The 21162-nt window shown below is 41.7% G+C and carries 18 protein-coding genes; 5 read left to right on the forward strand and 13 right to left on the reverse strand.

Going from position 1 to position 21162, the window contains the following annotated elements:
* Positions 1 to 67 precede the first annotated feature (67 nt).
* Positions 68 to 1273: an MFS transporter gene (locus tag AC4PHB_RS06575; protein ID WP_492135656.1), complete on the forward strand. Its 1206-nt coding sequence runs from the start codon at positions 68 to 70 to the stop codon at positions 1271 to 1273.
* A 205-nt stretch (positions 1274 to 1478) separates the two neighbouring features.
* Here the strand turns inward: AC4PHB_RS06575 and AC4PHB_RS06580 are convergent, their stop codons facing one another.
* The 5 genes from AC4PHB_RS06580 to thpR form a co-directional block, all read right to left on the reverse strand.
* The gene (locus tag AC4PHB_RS06580) at positions 1479 to 2669 is read right to left on the reverse strand and encodes a MalY/PatB family protein (RefSeq protein WP_492135657.1); all 1191 of its coding nucleotides are present in this window, start codon (positions 2667 to 2669) and stop codon (positions 1479 to 1481) included.
* Positions 2666 to 3520 carry a diaminopimelate epimerase gene (gene dapF / locus AC4PHB_RS06585; RefSeq protein WP_492135658.1) on the reverse strand — a complete coding sequence of 285 codons (855 nt, stop codon included), beginning with the start codon at positions 3518 to 3520 and terminating at the stop codon, positions 2666 to 2668. The genes AC4PHB_RS06580 and dapF overlap by 4 nt, the downstream gene beginning before the upstream one ends.
* 10 nt (positions 3521 to 3530) lie before the next feature.
* Positions 3531 to 4826, reverse strand: a complete 1296-nt coding sequence (lysA, locus tag AC4PHB_RS06590) for a diaminopimelate decarboxylase (protein ID WP_492135659.1) — start codon at positions 4824 to 4826, stop codon at positions 3531 to 3533.
* Positions 4827 to 5068: 242 nt separating this feature from the next.
* The gene (locus tag AC4PHB_RS06595) at positions 5069 to 8497 is read right to left on the reverse strand and encodes a pyruvate carboxylase (RefSeq protein ID WP_492137751.1); all 3429 of its coding nucleotides are present in this window, start codon (positions 8495 to 8497) and stop codon (positions 5069 to 5071) included.
* Between the two features lie 129 nt (positions 8498 to 8626).
* Complete coding sequence (gene thpR / locus AC4PHB_RS06600; RefSeq protein ID WP_492135660.1) at positions 8627 to 9166, reverse strand: RNA 2',3'-cyclic phosphodiesterase; 540 nt, start codon at positions 9164 to 9166, stop codon at positions 8627 to 8629.
* Positions 9167 to 9319: 153 nt separating this feature from the next.
* Between thpR and AC4PHB_RS06605 the strand changes: the two genes are divergently transcribed.
* Both AC4PHB_RS06605 and AC4PHB_RS06610 read left to right on the forward strand, forming a co-directional pair.
* Complete coding sequence (locus AC4PHB_RS06605) at positions 9320 to 11317, forward strand: LTA synthase family protein (RefSeq protein ID WP_492135661.1); 1998 nt, start codon at positions 9320 to 9322, stop codon at positions 11315 to 11317.
* A 54-nt stretch (positions 11318 to 11371) separates the two neighbouring features.
* Complete coding sequence (locus tag AC4PHB_RS06610; protein ID WP_492135662.1) at positions 11372 to 11650, forward strand: putative quinol monooxygenase; 279 nt, start codon at positions 11372 to 11374, stop codon at positions 11648 to 11650.
* Positions 11651 to 11695: 45 nt separating this feature from the next.
* Here the strand turns inward: AC4PHB_RS06610 and AC4PHB_RS06615 are convergent, their stop codons facing one another.
* From AC4PHB_RS06615 to AC4PHB_RS06635, 5 genes are read right to left on the reverse strand one after another with little or no spacing between them, the layout of a single operon-like run.
* Positions 11696 to 13309, reverse strand: coding sequence for a M20/M25/M40 family metallo-hydrolase (locus tag AC4PHB_RS06615; RefSeq protein WP_492135663.1), 1614 nt, complete (start codon positions 13307 to 13309; stop codon positions 11696 to 11698).
* Positions 13310 to 13334: 25 nt separating this feature from the next.
* Complete coding sequence (locus AC4PHB_RS06620; RefSeq protein WP_492135664.1) at positions 13335 to 13598, reverse strand: hypothetical protein; 264 nt, start codon at positions 13596 to 13598, stop codon at positions 13335 to 13337.
* 18 nt (positions 13599 to 13616) lie between these two features.
* Positions 13617 to 14591 carry a D-2-hydroxyacid dehydrogenase gene (locus AC4PHB_RS06625; RefSeq protein WP_492135665.1) on the reverse strand — a complete coding sequence of 325 codons (975 nt, stop codon included), beginning with the start codon at positions 14589 to 14591 and terminating at the stop codon, positions 13617 to 13619.
* Positions 14592 to 14631: 40 nt separating this feature from the next.
* Complete coding sequence (gene mtnK / locus AC4PHB_RS06630; protein WP_492135666.1) at positions 14632 to 15849, reverse strand: S-methyl-5-thioribose kinase; 1218 nt, start codon at positions 15847 to 15849, stop codon at positions 14632 to 14634.
* A gap of 14 nt (positions 15850 to 15863) precedes the next feature.
* A complete protein-coding gene (locus AC4PHB_RS06635; protein WP_492135667.1) occupies positions 15864 to 16751 on the reverse strand; it encodes a fumarylacetoacetate hydrolase family protein in 888 nt (295 codons plus the stop codon).
* A 202-nt stretch (positions 16752 to 16953) separates the two neighbouring features.
* On the opposite strand from AC4PHB_RS06635, the gene AC4PHB_RS06640 reads away from it, so the two are divergent.
* Both AC4PHB_RS06640 and AC4PHB_RS06645 read left to right on the forward strand, forming a co-directional pair.
* A complete protein-coding gene (locus tag AC4PHB_RS06640) occupies positions 16954 to 17394 on the forward strand; it encodes an Lrp/AsnC family transcriptional regulator (protein WP_492135668.1) in 441 nt (146 codons plus the stop codon).
* Positions 17395 to 17402: 8 nt separating this feature from the next.
* Positions 17403 to 18011: a LysE family translocator gene (locus AC4PHB_RS06645; protein WP_492135669.1), complete on the forward strand. Its 609-nt coding sequence runs from the start codon at positions 17403 to 17405 to the stop codon at positions 18009 to 18011.
* Here the strand turns inward: AC4PHB_RS06645 and msrB are convergent.
* The 3 genes from msrB to ald all read right to left on the reverse strand — a co-directional run bounded on the left by msrB (position 17999) and on the right by ald (position 21158).
* Entirely contained in the window at positions 17999 to 19090 is a 1092-nt protein-coding gene (msrB, locus tag AC4PHB_RS06650; protein ID WP_492135670.1) for a peptide-methionine (R)-S-oxide reductase MsrB, read from the reverse strand. The two genes, AC4PHB_RS06645 and msrB, sit on opposite strands and share 13 nt — an antisense overlap.
* 121 nt (positions 19091 to 19211) lie before the next feature.
* The gene (locus AC4PHB_RS06655; RefSeq protein WP_492135671.1) at positions 19212 to 19973 is read right to left on the reverse strand and encodes an NADPH-dependent oxidoreductase; all 762 of its coding nucleotides are present in this window, start codon (positions 19971 to 19973) and stop codon (positions 19212 to 19214) included.
* 63 nt (positions 19974 to 20036) lie between these two features.
* Positions 20037 to 21158 carry an alanine dehydrogenase gene (gene ald / locus AC4PHB_RS06660; RefSeq protein ID WP_492135672.1) on the reverse strand — a complete coding sequence of 374 codons (1122 nt, stop codon included), beginning with the start codon at positions 21156 to 21158 and terminating at the stop codon, positions 20037 to 20039.
* Between the last annotated feature and the right edge of the window lie 4 nt (positions 21159 to 21162).

Raw genomic sequence — 21162 nt, forward strand, 5'->3', positions numbered from 1 at the left:
TGCCTTGAAATGTTCCAGTTGTGTTAAAATGGGTATCTATGGCAAATAAAACCTTTGGAGATTATTTATGAACACAGTTTGGAAAAGAAACACAGCGTTATTTTTAGTCGGCCAGATGGTATCACTGTTCGGTTCCGGCCTTGTTCAGTATGCAATAATGTGGCACATTACCCTGGAAACTCAGTCGGGGATCATGATGACCATATACATCATAGCAGGCTTCGTACCTACCTTTTTCATTTCACCTATCGCAGGGGTACTTGCAGACAGATACGACCGGAAGAAGCTTATAGTTTTTGCTGACTCATTTATAGCTCTTGCTACGCTTTTACTAGCTCTTTTATTCAGAGCAGGATATGGCTCTATATGGCTTCTATTTTTGATTTCCGCAATAAGGGCTGTTGGCTCCGGTATCCATTCTCCCGCCATAGGTGCAGTTATTCCGCAGCTGGTACCTGAAGATGCTCTCACACGGGTAAACGGCTTGAACAATAGTCTGCAGTCGTTTGTATTTCTGATTTCACCAATGGCTGCCGCAGCACTTTTGTCATCATTCGATCTGCAATATATCTTTTTTATAGATGTATTTACCGCCTTGATAGGGATAACGATCCTCATATTTGCAGTGGAGATACCCAAACACCAAAGAGCCGCTGAAGAGGTGGAGGAGAGCTTCTTGAATGATTTTCGGGATGGGATAGGATATATATCAAGTCATCTTTATCTAAGAGAATTTTTCTTGTTCTGCATCATTTTCTTTTTCCTGATAAGTCCACTGGCATTTCTGACTCCGTTGCAGGTTGTCAGAAGCTATGGAGACGAGGTATGGCGGCTTTCAGTTGTGGAGATAGGATTCTCAGCTGGAATGATCCTTGGAGGAATGATAATTGCCGCTTGGGGAGGCTTTAAAAACAAGGTCCACACTATGGCGTTGTCGACGATCTTGACTGGGATATCGACACTAGTGATTGGGTTCAAACCTGCGTTTGTAATATATGTGTTGATGATAGTGATATGTGGAATAACGATGCCATTCTTTGGTACCCCTGCCACAGTTTTGATTCAAAGGAAAGTGGACCCAAATTATCTGGGAAGGGTCTTCAGCGTTTATGGAATGATCCACAGCAGCACAATGCCGCTTGGAATGCTCCTTTTCGGACCTCTTGCAGACAAGCTGGAGATCGAACTTATGCTTCTTGCCACTGGTGTCCTCATGTCAGGCATGACCTTATTTCTGTTGAAGAGCAAGGAGATGCTGAAAGCCGGAGAGTGAGAGAAAGCTAGGAGGTAAGATTTAAGAGCTAATAAATGAACGATGAACATTGAACAATTAAATTCACAATGAAAAATAGTAGTTAGTAGTTAGTTGTTAGTGGTTAGTAAAAGAAAATACCCTCCATTTCCGTTCATTTTGATATTAAATGTCTTATAATGAACGTTTATGGAGGGTATTTTTACTATTCGCTATTCACTAATCGTTATTCACTGCGACCAAAGGTCGCCTCAACCGCTTCTTTTATCTGCTCCAATGCCTGCTTCAGCTGAGCTCTTGGGTGAGCGGCATTCATTCTCATATACCCATCAAGACTTCTGCAGAAATCCTTGCCATTATTCATTCCAACCTTGGCCTTTTTGACAAAAAACTCATTGAGTTCTTTTGAATCCATCCCTAGCTCTCTGCAATCCAGCCACATCAGGTATGTAGCTTGGGGGATAGTCATTTTAATCTGTGGGATCTCCATTTCAAGATACTCCTTAACATATTTCATGTTCTCTCCAACATACTCCAGCATTTGATCCAGCCACTCATCTCCATGTCTCCAAGCTGCCTCCATGGCGACAAGACTGAAGCAATTATTTCTGTGGATATCGAGACCGCTCCAGAAGCCGTCGAATCTCTTCTTCCAATCCTCTCTGTGAAATACTATGGAGCATGCCTGTAAACCCGCAAGGTTAAAGGTTTTTGTAGCTGCGAAGCATATTATTGTGTTCTTCTTTAGCTCCTCTGACAGTGTTCCGAAGGCTGTGTACTTATTCCCATAAAGCTCAAGATCTCCGTGGATTTCATCAGATATTACAGGAACATTATACTTTAGGCAAAGCTCTCCCATTCTTACTAGCTCTTCCTTTGTCCATATTCTTCCTATTGGATTATGGGGATTGCATAGAATGAACAGCTTAACTCCAGACTTCAGTTTCTCCTCGAAATCCTCAAAGTCGATATCGTACCAGCCATTCTTTTCCAGAAGCTTGTTTTCAACTACCTCTCTCCCTTCCCAAACCTCTACCACGTTGTAGAACTCAGGGTAAACAGGAGTCTGGATTAAAACCTTTTCACCTGGATCTGTGAACTCTCTTACCAGTTCAGCCATCGCAGGAACAATACCTACTGCAAAGCTCATTGTATCAGTATCCAGCTTCCATCCGTGCCTTCTCAGTTGAAACTCAGCAGCTGCCTCCTTATAGCTTAGAGGTTTAGAAACATACCCAAAAATGCCATGCTCTGCCCGCTTGATCATAGCATCTATTATTGGCTGAGCAGTTCTAAAGTCCATATCAGCTATCCATAACGGAATAACATCATCTGTGCCGAATTTCTTCATTCTCTCGTCGTACTTGACTGAATAAAAATCTCTTCTATCGATCATTTCATCAAAATTATACCTCATTCCAAACCCTCCCATAATTTCTTCATGTTCTCATCCAGGACCTGCCCCTCTACCACCATGCAGGTAGGTCCGATCAAGTAGATCGAATAAGTGTCATCACTCTTTTCAAGCTCAATAAATAGAGTTCCTCCGGGCTTCTCGATCCTCACTCTGTCCTCCTTCACAACTCCCTTTAGCCTCATAGCAAGAGCCATGGATCCTGCTCCTGTTCCGCAAGCAAGAGTGAAATCCTCTACTCCTCGCTCATAGGTTATGGCCCTTAATCCATCTTGACCATCCAACTGGCAGAAATTTATATTTGCTCCTTTTGGAAATGAGCTATGGTTCCTGAGTATTCTTCCAAGCTTTCTCAACTCGTCATGATCCATCTCTGACATTCCCTCAAGGTAAACAACTCCATGAGGCAGTCCTGGATTTCCTAATTCAATATAAGAGCATTTATAAGTGCTCCCTCCGATATCAATATCATGATCCAGCTTGATATAGGTTGGGTCATTGAGTTTGACCTTGTACTGTCTTTCATCTACTCTCCAGCCTGTAACCATCCCGGCCGTTGTTTCTATTTTTTGTATATCTTTGGATAATCCCTTCTCAAATCCATATCTGGCAATGCATCTGGCACCGTTTCCACACATTTCGCCTATCGTGCCATCAGAATTGAAAAAGTGCATCCTGAAATCTCCGTCCCCCTGAGCTTTGTCAATTATCATCATCCCATCGGCACCAATGGACATCCTTCTCTGACAAAGAGCTTTTGCAAGGCTTGGAAACACTTCTTCAGGTATATTTTCCACTAAATTGTTTATGATGATAAAATCATTGCCTGCGCCGTGCATCTTAGTAAATAACATATGATCCTCCTTACTTCATTGACTCAGGGATCAACTCATTTTTGATCATATCATCATAGCTTTGACGCTTGACCATCAGCTCTGCTCTACCGTCCTTTACAAGCACAACTGCAGGTACAGGATTCTTGTTGTAGTTGCTCGCCATGGAATATCCGTAGGCTCCTGTTGTAAATACCGCCAGTACATCTCCACGTTCTGCTCTTTGAAGGGATACATCTCTCATAAGGACATCACCTGATTCACAGCATTTACCGCAGACGGTGACCTTATCATCCGCTTCAATAGATGCCTTGTTGGCAATAACTCCTCTGTACTTAGCCTGGTATAGGGCGGGTCTTATATTGTCAGGCATACCACCATTTACTGCAACATATTTCCTGATCCCTTCAATCTCCTTAATGTTGCCTATGGTATAAAGTGTCATCCCTGATTCTCCCACAAGGCTTCTACCAGGTTCTATGACTACCTCAGGTCTTATGCGCCCATTTTTCTTGAAATACTCTTCTATCCTCTCCATCATTGGCTCGAGGAAATAACTGAATGGCTTTCTTACCTCATTAGTATACCTTATTCCAAAGCCTCCACCCAAATTGACCTCTTCTATTTCAAAACCAAACTTGTCTCTTGTTTTCTCTATTAGCTCCAGGAGTATTTCCACTGCCTGTAAATGCGACGAATTGTCGAACAACTGGGAACCAAGGTGAAAATGATAGCCCTTGAAGTCTACAACCACTGAATTTATTGCTGCATCAACAGCTGGCATTAATATATAATCATCCAAAGGCATACCAAACTGTGAATCCTTCTTGCCTGTTACTATGTAATCATGGGAATCACTTCTTACCCCAGGGGTAATTCTGTACAGGATCTCTATCCTCTTCCCTTTTTCCTTGCATATATCTTCTATTAAGGAAAGCTCTTCAATCCCGTCTACTATGATCCTTCCTATTCCATATTCAACAGCCATCTCAAGCTCATGGATCTGTTTGTTATTGCCATTAAATTCGATCCTTTCCGGTGGGAATCCCGCTTTTATTGCTGTGTATAGCTCTCCACCTGACACGACATCAATGCATAGACCTTCTCTTTCCATGAGTCTGAATATGCCCATCACACCAAAGGCTTTCGCAGCATAAGCTATTCTGGTCCTTTCGTACTTGTTTGTGAAGCACTCCTTCATCTCATTGATCTTGTTAAGGATATCTGTTTCTGAATAAACATATAACGGCGTTCCAAATTCCTTTGCCAGCTCAAGAGTATTACAGCCGTCGTAGTACAGTATCCCTTCTTTTACTTGCTCGATCATTTTCAAACCTCCCTTTAATGTGATGCTGTGTTTATTCCTCTCGATTAAAGTATACACTTTGTAGAATAGTCTGGCAATTAACAATCTCAAATTATGGGGAATGTATAGGGGATAGTAGGGGCAGACGACCCTGTCTGCCCCTACTATCCCCTATACTTTGCTCTTGGTTCTTATTTCTTAGTTCTTAGCTGCTTTTTTCAATTGTGCATTGTGAATTGTGCTCTGTGAAATGTGAATTGTATTCACTCTATCCTCACAACCAGTTCATTACTGGCCAGCATCTGTCCTTCCTTGGCAAACAAGGCCTTAACAGTGCCGTCGACTGGTGAAGCTACTTCTGTTTCCATTTTCATAGCCTCGAGGACAAACAATGTCTGATTCTTCTTTACTGCCTGACCCTGCTTTACAAGAAGCTTAGCTATTCTTCCAGGTATGCTGGCACCAATCTCTCCCGGAACTGAAGGGTCTGCCATAGGAACCTCCTTTTCCTCCCTTATTACACTGGATTGGCCGTCTCTGATCTTAACGGCTCTTGTACTGTCATTTACCTCAAATAAAAGAGTTCTGTTCCCTTCTTTGTCGACCTCTCCTATCTCAAGAAGGCTTACTACCAGTATCTTTCCTTCATCTATATGGACCTCTGCTGTCTCGCCAAGCCTTAATCCATGGAAGAATACATGACTGTTCATCCTTGAATTGTCGCCATTTTCTTTGATATCTTTTAAATAATCTTCGAATACCTTGGGATACATTATATATGAAAGCAACTCTTCCATAGAGAACTCCCTTTCATACTTGCTCTCAAGGTAATCCCTCGCCTTGGCGAAATCCTCTGGAGGTAGAAGTTCACCTGGCCTTACAGTAATCGGTTTCTTGCCCTTAAGAACAAGGTTTTGCAACTCCTCTGGGAAACCTCCCACAGGCTGACCCATCATCCCTTCGAAATAAGAGACTACGGAATCCGGAAAACTCAGTTCCTTTCCCTTATCATATATATTATCCCTGTTAAGATCGTTCTGGATCATAAAGATCGCCATATCTCCTACTGCCTTCGATGAAGGGGTCACCTTGACTATGTCCCCAAACATGTCGTTGACTTCCCTGAACATTTCCTTGACGTCGTCAAACCGGTGCCCCAGGCCAAAGCTCTCTACCTGCGGTTTCAGATTTGAGTACTGACCTCCAGGGATCTCATACTTGTATATTGAAGCTGAACCTGATTTAAGTCCGCTTTCGAATTGGTAATATACTGGTCTGATGCTCTCCCAGTACTCAGATATCTTCTCCAGGTCTTCTAGTACAAGGCCTGTTGCCCTCTCGGTGTGTTCAAGTGCTGCAACCACTGAGTTAAGAGCAGGCTGGCTGGTTAATCCTGACATGCTGTTAAAGGCTGTATCTGCTATGTCTACTCCAGCCATCGCTGCCATGAGGACAGTTGCAACACCATTTCCGCTTGTATCATGGGTATGGAGATGGATCGGTATGCCTATTTCCTGCTTCAAAGCCTTTATCAGCTTATAGCCAGCTTTGGGTTTTAATAACGAGGACATGTCCTTTATCCCTAGGATGTGTGCTCCAGCCTTTTCAAGCTTTTTCGCCTCCTCCACATAATACTGAAGTGTGTACTTATCCCTTGTAGAATCTAAAATGTCTCCTGTATAACAAATACAGGCTTCAGCAACCTTACCCGTTTTAAGAACCTCGTCTATCGCTACCTCCATTCCTTTTATCCAATTGAGAGAGTCAAATATCCTGAATACGTCTATACCACTTTTTGCAGACTGCTGAATGAACTCTCTAACTACATTATCAGGATAGTTCTTATATCCTACTGCATTTGCTCCTCTAAGGAGCATCTGGAACATGATGTTTGGTATCTTTCTTCTAAGGTTCTCAAGTCTCTCCCAGGGCGATTCGCTAAGGAATCTGTAGGCGACGTCAAAGGTTGCACCTCCCCACATTTCAAGGGAAAATAAATCTGATGCAAGGACCGATGTTGCCTTAGCAATATTCATCATATCTGTCGTTCTCATTCTTGTAGCAATAAGAGACTGATGAGCATCTCTCATTGTAGTATCTGTTATAAGTAGTCTTTCAGTTCCCTTGATCCACTCTACAAGTCCATCGGGTCCTCTCTCATCCAGAATCTGCTTTGTTCCGCTCTGTACTTCAGGTCTCTCAACCTTTGGTATCTTAGGAACGTCGAAATCAGGCTTATTCCCCCTCGTTACATTCACGACCCTGCTTCCGATATGCTTAAGGACCTTAAGCTCAACGTCGTCCTTTATACTAATATCGAAAAGTTCAGGGTGGAAGGTCAGGAAACCAGTATCGCAGGTTCCTGAAAGAAACTCTTTGTTGTTAAGGATGTTGATCAACAGGGGAATATTTGTCTTCACTCCACGGACCACTATCTCCCTCAAGGCTCTGGAAGCCTTCCTCGCAGCATCCTCAAATGTTCTGGAATGGGCTGTTACCTTTACAAGCAGGCTGTCGTAATATGGAGTTATGGTTGCTCCTGTAAATGCACTCCCTCCATCCAGACGAATACCGAAACCCGAGCCTGACCTGTAAGTGTCAATTGTTCCGGTATCCGGAGCAAAATTATTGAGAGGATCCTCCGTAGTTACTCTGCACTGGATAGCAAATCCTCTGGGTTGGATATCACTTTGGCTTTTTATTCCGATCTTATCGGAGTTTAAGGAGTATCCTTGAGCTATCAGAATCTGCGCCTGAACTATGTCGATTCCTGTGACCATTTCAGATACGGTGTGCTCTACCTGTATCCTTGGATTTACCTCGATAAAATAATGCTGCCCATGGCGGTCCAGGAGAAATTCCACGGTCCCTGCGTTGCAGTAATTTATTGAGCTTCCTATTCTTACGGCATCACTGCATATTGCCTGCCTTTGTTCCTCAGTAATAGTAAATGCGGGAGTAAACTCCACGACCTTCTGGTGTCGCCTCTGTATAGAGCAGTCTCTTTCATAAAGATGGACCAGGTTCCCATATTTATCTCCTAATATCTGTACCTCGATGTGCTTAGGTTTTTCCAGATATTTCTCAATAAATACGTCATCGTTTCCAAAGGCCTTTTTAGCTTCATTTCTTGCATTCCAGTATTCGCGGGCAAGCTGCTCCTCATCATGAACGACTCTCATACCTCTACCGCCGCCACCTGCGGAAGCCTTGAGCATAACAGGATATCCAGTTTCACCAGCAAACCGGAGTGCCTCTTGATCTGTGTTCACTGCCCTTTCTGTGCCTGGTATAGTCCTTACACCGACTGATGAAGCAACCTGCTTGGACTTGATTTTGTCTCCAAGTCTTTCCATCATTTCAGTATCAGGACCTATGAATTCAATGCCAACCTCCTTACATTTCCTTGAAAGCTCGGGATTCTCGCTTAGGAATCCATAGCCTGGATGGATAGCATCAACACCCTTTTTAAGAGCCAGCTTTATTATTTCATCGATGTTAAGATAAGCTTCGATTGGTCCTCTATTCTTGCCTATTAGATAAGATTCATCCGCTTTAGTTCTGAAAAGTGAATTCTTGTCCTCTTCAGAATAAATCGCAACCGTCCTTATCCCCAGTTCCTGACACGCTCTGATTATTCTTATGGCTATCTCGCCTCTGTTTGCTACCAATACCTTCTTAAATTGCCTGATCATACAGACTTCTCCTCACGTAAAAATATTTTAATGAGAATTCTATATTAATGACATGAAAAAAACAAGATACCAAAACGGTATCATGGGGTAGATTCAATCATGCAAAAGTTTTCCTGAAATAATACTCTATTTCTGGATTACACCACTATATATCTTGATGTACTCCAAATGTCCATTTTTACTCGTTGAATGAAAAATGTGGATCCTGTCGACCAAAGAATCTGGCATAGCCCGTGCCATACTACTCTCAAGCTCATTTATATCTGATGTGATCCTTACTTTCCTTCCAAGTGTTATATGGGGCACATAGGGTCGGTCTTCTACTTTGAATCCGGAATCTCTGAGAGTTTTGTGAATCATCGCCCAAAGTGCCTGGAGATCTTGGTTTTCTTTAATCCCAACCCATAATATATCTCCCTCTCGCCTTTTGAAGGTGCCAAAGTTGGAGGGCTTTATGTAGAAGGGATCAAATTTAATATCTTCTATGATTTCCTGAAGCTCATTTAATCTCTCAGATTCGATCTCTCCCAAAAATTCTACAGTTAAGTGTAAAAGCTCTGGTCTTACAAATCTTCCCTTTTCTGCGATGTTTTTTAGTTTTGTTATTGTAGACTCCATAAGCTCAATCGTTTCGTCATTAAAATCGATACCTATAAATAGCCTCATAAAAATCCTCCATTTAAAACGTAGTTATGAATGCAATATACCCTACACGAGATAATATGCCACAAATGACCTATTCTTCAAGAAAAATATTATTCAGTCTATAGACATGGTGGTATACTATAGTAATAAAGGAGTATAGTGCAGGTGATTCAAATGCTGAATTATAAAAAACTTAAAAGGGCGACGAGAAAAATGAACACATTGGTTCTGTCAGTATTGTTTTTCCTTTCGATCATATATCTTGAAACTATTCTCAGGCTATTTACTACCGCTATAAGGCAGTCGAATGGTATATTCTATACCACGCTCTTTGGCGCTGTATTTGCAATATGCTTAGGAATACTGTCATCACTTGCGGGAAGAAAGCTTGTTCCTGCAGCGTTGTTATTCATACTTGGGTTCCTCTTTGCGTCTCAGCTGGTCTACTACAAAATATTCAGGACCTTTTATATCGTCTATTCTGCAGGCAATGCCGGAAAAGTAATGGAATTTGCCAAGGAAGCACTCTATATGATACTGGAAAATATACACCTCGTCCTTCTTATGTTTCTACCCTTTGCTTTGTTTGTTACTATAGGAAGATCGACGGAGCTAAAAGGATTTGACCCAAGACAATTAATCATCTTGTTTGCAGTTGCTTCGGTATTACACGTTTTCGGTTTAACCATAATAAATCAAGGAAGCAGGAACGTGAACTCAGCATATAACCTATACTACAATATCCATCATCCTGAGATGTCTGTCAATAATCTCGGCCTTTTGACCTACATGAGGCTTGACTTAAAGAGGTCATTGCTCGATTGGGAGCCAAAGGAGCTTGGAAGCGGGAACGCAATAGTTGTGATCCCTAAAAAGAAGCTTGATGATACTATTGAGGTGATTGAAGTAGAAGTAGTAAAACAAGAGCCGAATACTATGGAAATCGAGTTTGCTGATCTTGTACAGGATGAGAAAGATCCTCAGCTTAAGAAGCTTCATTCATACTTCAGTACAGTTGAACCAACTATGAAAAATCAATTCACAGGTATGTTTAAGGATTATAATCTCATATTCATAACTGCTGAAGGCTTTTCTCACCTGGGTATAGATCCGAATGTCACCCCTACACTTTACAAGATGTATAACGAAGGCTTCAGGTTTGATAACTTCTACACTGCACTATGGGGGGTAAGCACTTCAGATGGAGAATACGTTGCTACTACAGGACTCATACCAAAAAGCGGAGTGTGGAGCTACAGGCATTCCAAGGACAACCTGCTGCCCTTTACTATGGGAAATCAACTGAAGAAGCGTGGATACATAACCAAGGCGTACCATAACCATTCCTATGACTATTATGACCGCCATCTTTCACATCCAAATGCAGGATATGAATATAAAGGCTTAGGAAACGGTCTAAACATTACTAAGACCTGGCCCGAATCCGATCTTGAAATGATGGAGCTTACACTTCCTGAGTATATTGAGGACCAGCCTTTTCATGCATATTATATGACTGTAAGTGGCCACATGAGGTATACCTTCGCCGGAAACTTCATAGCAAATAAGAACAAGGCAATTGTGAAGGATCTTCCATATCCCGAAGGAGCAAAGGCGTACCTTGCCACGCAAGTAGAGCTAGACAGAGCACTTGAGTATATGTTGGCAGAGTTAGATAAAGCTGGAATTGCTGAAAATACCCTTTTTGCACTGAGTGCAGATCATTACCCCTATGCACTTGAAAAAAATCACCTTGATGCTCTTGCAGGTCATGAAATAGAGGAGACCTTTGAGCTTTACAAAAATGCTTTTCTCCTCTATGCCAAGGGTATGAAGCCCATGAGGATCGACAAACCTGGTTCAAGCCTGGATATTCTGCCTACTATTACAAATCTTATGGGACTTGAATATGATTCCAGACTTTTGATGGGCAGGGACCTGTTATCTGATTCAAAACCTCTGGTACTGCTGTATGACAGGAGTTTTATAACTGACAAGGGAAGATACAACTCAAGAACAGGAAAATTTGAAGCCTTCGGTGAATTTAAGGATGAAAGTCCCGAAATCCAGGAGGAGTACCGCAGAGAGATCTCAGCTATGATTGAAGAGAAATTCTACTACTCAGCTAAAATCCTGGAGCTTGATTACTATAGAAAAATAATTGGACAATGATTTTTACATGCTGCATTGATACGTGGATAATTTAGCCAATGGGAGGTTGATCGGATGAAAAAGGTAGTTATACAGGTTAATTACGTGGTAAAAGAGGACAAGCTTGATGAGTTCATTCAGCTGCTAAAGAAGAATTCAGAGAACAGTCTGGCAGAGCCTGGCTGTTTGAACTATGAAGCAGCCGTAAATGGAAACAAGGTTTTTTTGTATGAGAAGTACACGAGCATGGAGGCCTTTGAATACCATAAAGCAACACCTCATTTCGCGTTTTTCGGCCCAGCGATCGCAGATCTTATTGAAAGCAAGGAAATTATGATATTCGAGGCGATATGACCATGAAAAAGCTCAGGAAATTATTCCCGAGCTTTTTCATGAAAACTATTTTCTTGATAGGTTTCTTATAATTTTCTCAAATACCCTTGGGATAATTGATTCAACATCAGGCAAATAAACTCTTTCTCCAATCTTATGGATATCTCTTTCAATTGGGCCAATCTTGTAGGTTGGGATGTTTAGCTCTGCTATTCTCTCAACTGGGATATCATAGAGTTCTTTCGGTACAGTCATATTTCCCAGAAACTCTCTCTCACCTTCTGGATCTGTGCAGGACATATAGCTTATGTCTGTCATTCCAAGGTTTGAGTAAACATGTCGTAATCCAAATCCAAATTCTTCTCTTAAACTCACATCCAAATCATCAAAAGCATAATCCACATCTTTATCTAAGACATCATTGGCAACTGCGGGGTAGTACGGAGGAGATATGCCAATTACTGCAACAGACTCCGTGATCTCTGAGTACTCTAATATTGCTTTGATAGTATCTATGCTTGCTGTTTGAAGAGTTATCTCCTTGGAGTGGACTTTCTTTGAAATTTCCTGATTAAGCTTATCTTTAAATGTTTTATAACCGGCTTTTTTATTTGAAGTATATTCATCCAGTTCTGCCAGTGTCATTACTCTGGGATCAAATTTTAATCTAAACTCTTCCTTTTGAAGCCCCATATCCACAAGCTCAGAAAAAGTATCATTATACTTATGAACCGCAGTTTCCAACGCATCCCTACATACTATCCTAAGGTCTTCTATGTAACTATTTGGAGTTCTAAGTTTAAGGAACATAAAGTTAAAAAGGGCAGCACTATACTCAGGAACAGATACGTCATATCCTTTTTTAAGATCTCTGAACATTTGAACCGTAGGAGGCTGAGTGTATATGCCATCCTTTGACAATATCTTCGTCTTATCCAGCTCGATTCTACGAATAATCTCAGATAGAATAAAACCTGAGTTAAGTCCTTTCATTAAATAGCCTGCATGAGTTAGAATACCTTTAACCACTATAACAGGCATAAACTTACCCATGCTTCCACCGATTATATCTACTGCTTCCCCTACCCTGTGGCTTTCAGGCTCTGGCACTATAGCTAGTACATATTCTAGACCAAACTTGTCTTTTAATTCGTGATATAGATCAGTTGCCATTATAGCTCCTGAGGATATGTTCTCCTCGTCAGGCACAGCGACAAATAAGATATTAAGGTCATCCTCACTGCTTGTAAATAAAGCATTTAAGCCAATAGCTAGTCCTGCCTTCATATCTGCTATGCCTCTGCCGAAAGCCCAGTTGGGGTCTCCAAGATCTCTCCTTATAAGTTCATCTCCAAAGCCGCCTTCTAGAAATTTTTGTTTTAAATTATCAGGGTCAAGAGCATATTGCTGGTATATCCCGTATGAATCTATACCTACAGTGTCGTAGTGTCCGGTTATTATAAGTGTTTTGTTGTTTAAGCCACGCCTTAATGCCCAAACCACAGGTCTATCGAGAATATCTCCACTGTTATATTTACCGAATAGATCGGGATTACTTTTAAAATATTGATTTTCCCCGATAACACTATAAATTTCATCAGCCATTTCTCTTTCAAAGCTGCTGCCAGTATCACTTCTTACAGATACAAGCCTGTATAAAAGCTTAGTTATTTCGTTCATAGAAGTACCTTCCTTTCTCCTCAAACTAGGACTCCTTTAGAAGCTTTACATTTCTATGGTAAAGAGCCAGATCTGTTGCTACCATAAGAAGGTTCAAAATATAAAGATACATGACGATATCGTTGCTATAGAGAAGCTTATTTATTATACCTGAGATGTACCCGATAATTACTACTATCAGAAAATAGGGGCTTTTCCCAGCGACCGACCTTGACTTATATGATTTTATTATCGAAAAGGGCCATGCAGCTCCAAAGCAAAGCAGCATTATAGCCTCAAATATGCTCATCCTATCATTTCCTTCCCGTTATTTATTTACTACGTTTATTGGATCATCCGCCAGATATCTTACCAGGTTCTCCAGAGCAAGATCCATAAGCCTGGTCCTGGCCTCCTTAGGAGCCCAGGAAATATGTGGTGTAATTATACAATTCTTAGCTTGCAGCAAAGGATTATTGGGCTTTATAGGTTCGGACGATACCACATCAAGAGCAGCTCCTGCAACCTTACCGCTGTTGAGAGCATCCCTTAGGTCACCCTCAACGATCAGCTGACCTCTTGAATTATTTATTATCATCACTCCATCCTTCATGCTGGCTATGGTTTCCTTGTTGATGATACCTTGGGTAGACTCAGTAAGCGGACAATGAAGGCTTATAACGTCAGACTCCCTTAACAGATCCTCGAGGGTGCCATACCGCATCATATCATCCTCAAGTGATGGATCCGGTGAGTTTGCCATCGCAATAACCTTCATGCCAAGAGCCTTAGCTATCCCCCCCACGGTCCTTCCGATCCGTCCATATCCAATGATCCCCATCGTCTTGCCAGCCAATTCTATTAATGGATACTTCCAGAATGACCAATCAGGATTAGACTCCCATTCCCCATTGGCAACTGCATCACTATGGGCACCCACATGATGGCAAAGCTCCAATAAAAGAGCAATGGCCATTTGAGCCACCGCATTTGTTCCATATGTAGGGATATTTGTTACAGTGATCCCCTTTTCCTTAGCAGCTTCAACATCCACGATATTATATCCTGTTGCAAGTACTCCAACATACTTCAGGTTAGGCATATGCTCCATCATTTCTCTATTTAAGAGGGTTTTATTAAGGAGTATTACATCTGCATCCCTCCCTCTGTTTATTACAAGCTCACTATTTGAAAGATCGTAAGCAGTCCTGTCATATACATGGAGCTCTCCAAGCTTTTCAAATCCTCTCCAGGAAAGGTCCCCAGGATTAAGGGTATATCCGTCAAGAACAATTATTTTCATGTATCTCCCTCCCAATGCATATTGTTGTGAGCTAATAGCTTCAGTGGCTCTGTGCTCTTTTAAAGGCATTAAAATAAGAGTCGCTGTCTAGGATACTGTATCTGTTGATCATCAGCTCCTTACCCAGAGAAATGCAGAGTCTTTCTGCCATTGCGCGCTCATTTTCATCCTTGATGGATGTAATATCCCTCACCTTGGCAGCCCCGATAGTTCTCCGTATAAGCTCCAGCCCTGCGATACCTGCAGAATCCTTAAGTACTTCTTCAAGATACCACTCTCTAACCATATCATCCGAAGCAAAGGGCTCCTTCGCATTTACCTTAAGCTTAAGTAAGAATCCAAGCTTGAAGCTTTCAATCAACTCTTTTATTGTATCTTGTATCCAATATATGAATATTTCCTTCTTCTCATCTCCTGAACGGTCTACCGTAGCCCTTATAAGTGGAAAGAACAGATTAGCTATTATATTCCCAACATCGTAGCCCATAGGCCCAAAGAAAGCAAATTCCGGATCAATGACCTTGACAGATCCTTCCTTAATGAATATTGAACCTGTATGCAAATCTCCATGAATGAGAGCTTGTGCTTTTGTAAGGAAATCCATTTTTAGTTTCATAGCCTCGAGATGGAGTCTTCTATCAGAATAAAGCTCCCTTTTAGCAAATCCATCCTCCAAAGCGGTAAGGCTATTCTTGCCTCTTCCATTTAAAAACGGCTCTGTAAATACCAGTCTTTCAGTTATTTCGCAAAGCTCAGGGTTAACATACTCCTTAGTCAAACGCTTCTTTTCCATCTGATCCATCAACATATCAGTAGAAGGCAGAAGTGTGTCCACTAGGAACTCAGCTAAATTTACACCTAAGCTATCAAAGGTCTTATAATTTACCAGCTCATCCCGAAGGATCCTATGATCAGAAAGGTCCTCCATGACGAGGCAGCTCATGACAGGGTCAAAGTGATATACCTTAGGTACCATCATTGGTGAAAGACTTCCTTGGTGGATCAGTGCATTGGCTTCTATCCTGTTTCTGTCCACCGCAAGCGGGTCTCCGCAGGATCTGTCAGCGATATCTGCATGCTTTACTATCAAGGATTTTGAGGAATCCATGCTGGTTACTCTGAATACATAGTTGATATTACCATCACCGATTTCCTGGCAACGGAGGGACTCATTAGGCTCAAAAAAATCCAGCTTTTCCTTGACGTATTCAACTATATCATTCTCTCTCATCCTGAAATGCTCTTCAAATCTTGTCATATATGCCCCCTGGTTTATTCGACGGTATTCTTCAATATCCCGATCCCTGGTATCTCACATTCAACCACATCTCCCTTTTTAAGGAATCTTTGTGGTGAGAAGCCCATCCCAACACCTGCTGGTGTACCTGTTGCAATTATATCCCCTGGCTCAAGTGTTATCCCATTTGAAAAATCTGATATCAGCTCAGCAATGTCATTTATAAGCATCCTTGTGTTCGAGTTTTGTCTGACCTCTCCATTTACTCTTGATATGATGTCAGCTTCAACAGGGAATTTCATCATTGATTTATGAAGTATTACTGGACCCATTGCAGTATAAGTATCCAGGCTCTTGCCTCTGTACCATTGCATATGCAGAGTTTGAAGCTTTCGGGATGAAAAATCGTTGAACACAGAGTATCCAAATATATGATCCTCTACCTTATCCTTTGGAATACAGGTCCCCTTCTTGCCAATTATTACCGCAAGCTCCACCTCATAGTCCAGGTTCTCATCAACTTCAAGCCATCCTTTTATTGAGGCTTCCGGCCCAACTATGGTCTGAGTCCTCTTGCCAAAATATACAGGCTTGGTTACAGCATTGAATTTGTCGTCATTCATTGCATTTTTGGATTCGTTCAGATGATCCAGGTAGTTCACTCCAACACATATTATGTCATGGATCGGTTTTGGGATAGGAGCAAGGATGTTGACCTTATCCGAGCTTACTCCCTCAAAATCAGGATCCTTTAGAAAAGCATCTACCCTCGCCAGCTCTGCATCTGAAATTCCTGCTATGCATTCATGCATGGTCCCGTAATCATCATGCCCCAGCACCTCAGATAAACTGTATATCATATTGTTATCATCCATAATGCCGACCTTTACCGCTTCAACTCTTTTGTAGGTTAAAAATTTCATATGATTGCCTCCTCTTAATAAGTCCTTATTCCCATTGTACATCACTTTTTTAAGTCAATGCAATCAATTAAACTCTGTTTCGGTATTATTTTAGGAAAATCGTGATGAAACTTAATATGTTTTTGATTTTATCATGATTTATTTACATTTATTATGTTAAGTTCTATAATATCCTTAAATAATATTAAGAGGTGCTGTTGATATGGATAATTTGGATTTAGGAATACTTGAAATACTCAAGGAAAACGGCAGAGCCACTGCTTCAGATATAAGCAGGAGGATAAAGCTATCGGTACCTGCGGTATCGGAAAGGATGAGAAGACTTGAAGAGTCAGGAATTATCCAAGAGTATACCGTCAGGATAAACCGTGAAGAATTGGGCTACAAGCTTCTGGCAATTATTTCTGTGAATATTGGTCAAACAGGAAATATCCAAGGCTTCAGGAGTATAATCACGAAGTATCCTGAGGTGATCGAATGTCATCACATGGCAGGAGAATATGACTATATGCTAAAGGTTCTCCTTAGGGATACTTCAGAGCTCGAGGAGTTTATAAGCCGTAAACTAAAGTCGATAAAGGGTGTGGAAAAGTCAAATACCCAAGTAGTGCTGTCAACTCTCAAGGAAACTATAAACAGGTAGGTGTTAATATGCTGATAAAGGGATTTAGATTTGGAATGCTTCTACAAATTGCAGTAGGTCCAGTTTGTTTGTTTATATTTGGCACATCGGTTGAAAGTGGCTTCTGGGAGGCGATGCAGGGGGTTGCTGCCGTCACTTTGGTTGATAGTCTTTTTATTCTAGGTGCAATACTTGGAATGGCAGCTATACTTGAGAAAAAAGAAGGCGCCAAGTCTTTTTTCAAATACTTTGGCGCATCTATACTAATATTATTCGGATTGCAAACTCTCCTCGGAGTTTTCGGTTTATCCATACTCCCCAATATAAACCTGTTTAAGGGTATCAGCTCAGGATCTGCTTTCCCAAAGGTATTGCTTCTTACCCTTTCAAACCCCCTGACTATAATGTTCTGGGCAGGGGTGTTTTCATCAAGGATCATTGAAGACGGCCTAGGTAGGAAAGAAATGTACTTGTTTGGTGCAGGAGCTGTGCTTTCCACACTTTTCTTCATGACCTTTGTTTCAGTTGTTGGAAGTTTTGCAGGAGTCTTTATACCTGAAACTGCTATGTCGATTTTGAATGGTCTTGTAGGAATACTCCTTATCGGCTTTGGTCTCCGCACTGTCTACCGGAAATAAACCATAAAGTCTCCATAGCCCTCCTTCTCAAGTTCATCCACGTGTATGAATCTCAATGCTCCGCTGTTTATGCAGTACCTAAGGCCTCCCTCCTCAACAGGACCATCCTCGAAAACGTGTCCGAGGTGGGAATCGCCGCTTCTGCTACGAACCTCAGTCCTTGCCATCCCAAGACTTTCATCTTTGTGATAGGTAAGGACTTCTCTCTGTACAGGTCTGGTAAAGCTTGGCCAGCCAGAGCCTGAATCAAACTTATCGATTGAAAGGAATAGTGGTTCTCCAGTAACTATGTCAACATAAAGCCCATCCTCTTCATTATTCCAGTAAGGGTTTTGGAATGGAGTCTCTGTGAAATTCTCCTGAGTTATGCTGTATTGTAGGCTGGTGAGTTTAGATTTTATTTCACTGTCGCCTGGCTTTGGAAAATCGCTCTTATATATTCCCGGCCTTTCCCGCGGTATATTTGAAAGATCTACATGACAGTAGCCACCGGGATTTTTTACAAGATAGTCCTGATGGTATTCTTCAGCAAGTACATAGTTCTGTAAAAGCTCTATTTCTGTCACTATTGTCTCATCATGTTTCTCTTGCTCCTGTGCTGTAACGTTTTTTATGGTTGCAAGGTCCTCAGGGTCAACATAATATATTCCAGTCCTGTACTGGGTTCCAATGTCATTGCCCTGTCTGTTCAGAACAGTCGGCTCGATTATGCCATAGAAATATCCCAAAAGCTCCTCAAGACTTAATATATCAGGATCATACACTACATACAGAGTCTCTGCATGTCCGGTTTCTCCTATTGAATAGTAATCAGTATCCTCACTTTCCCCATTGGCATAGCCTACATTTGTATAAATTACACCAAGCATTCTGTCAAAATATGCTTGAACTCCCCAGAAGCACCCTCCAGCAATATATATCTCTTTGTATCTGCTTCCGGAATAGTCAGGAATAGGTTCAGCGCTGATTATATTCTCGGTATTGTCCTTTTCCGTATCTCTTGTGAAATATGAGAAGGCAATAAAGATCATAATCCCCAGAATGGCATATGTCATAAACTTCTTAGTGCTCGGCTTCATATCAATCCCTCCCGTAGTTAGTATATATACCCCAGTAGGGTTCTACCATTCATGTGATTTTAAAGCAAAAAGAACCGTCCCCGGTGCTTTAATAAGCGCCGGGGACGGTTCTTTTTGCTTTTTATTTTATCATTAAGTCAAAGCCTTGCGATTTTATTACGTTCAAGATATCCTGCCTTCCTGGAATAACATTGACAAGCTTGGAAACTACCTGGTCGCTGAAGCTGTCCACCCTCTTGTTGGCATTTCTCAAATCGTAATAGGTCTGCATTTCCTGGTCATATTCTGATATTGCAGTCAGATAGTCATCTATTATCGAGTAGCTGTTCTCGAACACCCTCAAGCTCATATCCATCCTTGGCTTAAGCTGCGGAGTTTGATTCGGGTATCCAAGACCAACACCCACAACTGGGAATGTCAGCTCAGGAAGCTTCAGGAGCTCAATGATCTTTGCAGTGTCGTTGAGTATGCATCCTAGATAATTCGCTCCAAGCCCTATGGATTCAGCTGCCAGAACGACATTTTGAGCAGCAAGAGACGCATCAGTCCACCCCTGGAAAAATCTGTCCATGTCCTTGTGTGCTTCACCCTTATAACCTTTATCAAGTGCTATCCTGCCATTTCGATAGCTGTCCACAATAAATATCAGCAGCTCAGGTTCTCTTGCAATATAAGCCTGATTTCCAACCTTGGCGATAGCTTCCTTTAGTCCCGGTTCGGTTACCCTGATTATCGAATAGCTTTGCATCCCGTTTGAGGTCGCGGTCCTCTGAGCTACCTGGAAGAGCGTATCCATTGTCTCCTTTGACACAGGCTCATTTGTGAATTCTCTAATAGTACGGTGCTCAAGCTGCAAGGCAATCGTTTCATTTATCCTAGTCATCCTAAAACCTCCAATCAAATTCGCGTTAAGATGACTATACCCAGAGGCAAACCAATATACTCATTACTCCATCCCAAGTGCCTTCTCAGGCGTCACCCAGGGTCTGTTCTGCTTTCTGCCAGTCTCTTCAAGTGTCAGTAAGCCTTCATAGGTAGTAAGTCCCCTTCTAAGGTACTTGTCTTCTATTAAAGCCTGCTTTGCACCTTTTTGTGCTATTTTTAGAACGTATGGAACTGTAACGTTACATAAGGTGGTTGTAGCTGTCTGTGAAAAAGCCGAAGGTATGTTGTCAACACAATAGTGGGTCACTCCATCAACCTCATAAACTGGGTCGTCGTGAGAGGTTGAATGTGTCGTTTGTATCGCACCCTCATCATCGCATGCAACATCTACTATCATCGCTCCTGGCTTCAACATCTTGAGCATATCTCTGTCCACAAGATGATCCTTCCTCCACTTGGGCCAAAGGATACAATTTATAAGGACATCAGTCCTCTTCAAGCACATCTCCAAATTGGCTCTGTTGGATATAAGGAGCTCAACATTTGAAGGCAGCTCCTTTCTTGCCTTCTCAAGCTTATCTATGTTTATATCGAGTATAGTTACCTTGTTTCCAAAGGCTGCAGCTAGTTCAGCAGCTGCTACTCCTGAGTTGCCTGCACCAATAATGGTTATCTCAGGGGTTCTTACTCCGTCAACTCTGGATAAAAGTATGCCATTTCCCCCATGCACCCTTTGCATAAAGTGGAGAGCTGCCAAAAACCCTCCCTTTCCTGCTATTATACTCATTGGCTTAAGTAACGGGAACTCTCCGTCCTTGTCGTCTACATCCTCATAGGCGATCCCTATAACCTTTTTCTCAAGCAATGCATCAGTTTGCTCAGCGTAGGCGTTTGAGTGGATATAAGTAAATACTATGTGGTTTTCCCTAAGATATTGAAATTCCTGAGGAAATATCTCCTTAACCTTGTAAATAAGCTCGGCTTCCTCATATACTTCCCTTGGAGTATCCTTTAGGATCGCACCGCTTTTGATATAGTCCTCATCAGAATAACCGCTTCCGATCCCTGCACCTCTTTCGACAAGAACAGTATGACCTCTGCTTGTGATCTCCTTCACTCCGTCAGGATTGCATGCCACTCTGTATTCATTCTTTTTGATCTCTTTTGGTATACCAATTATCATTGTT

The sequence above is a fragment of the Gudongella sp. QWL-04 genome, assembly GCF_058683975.1.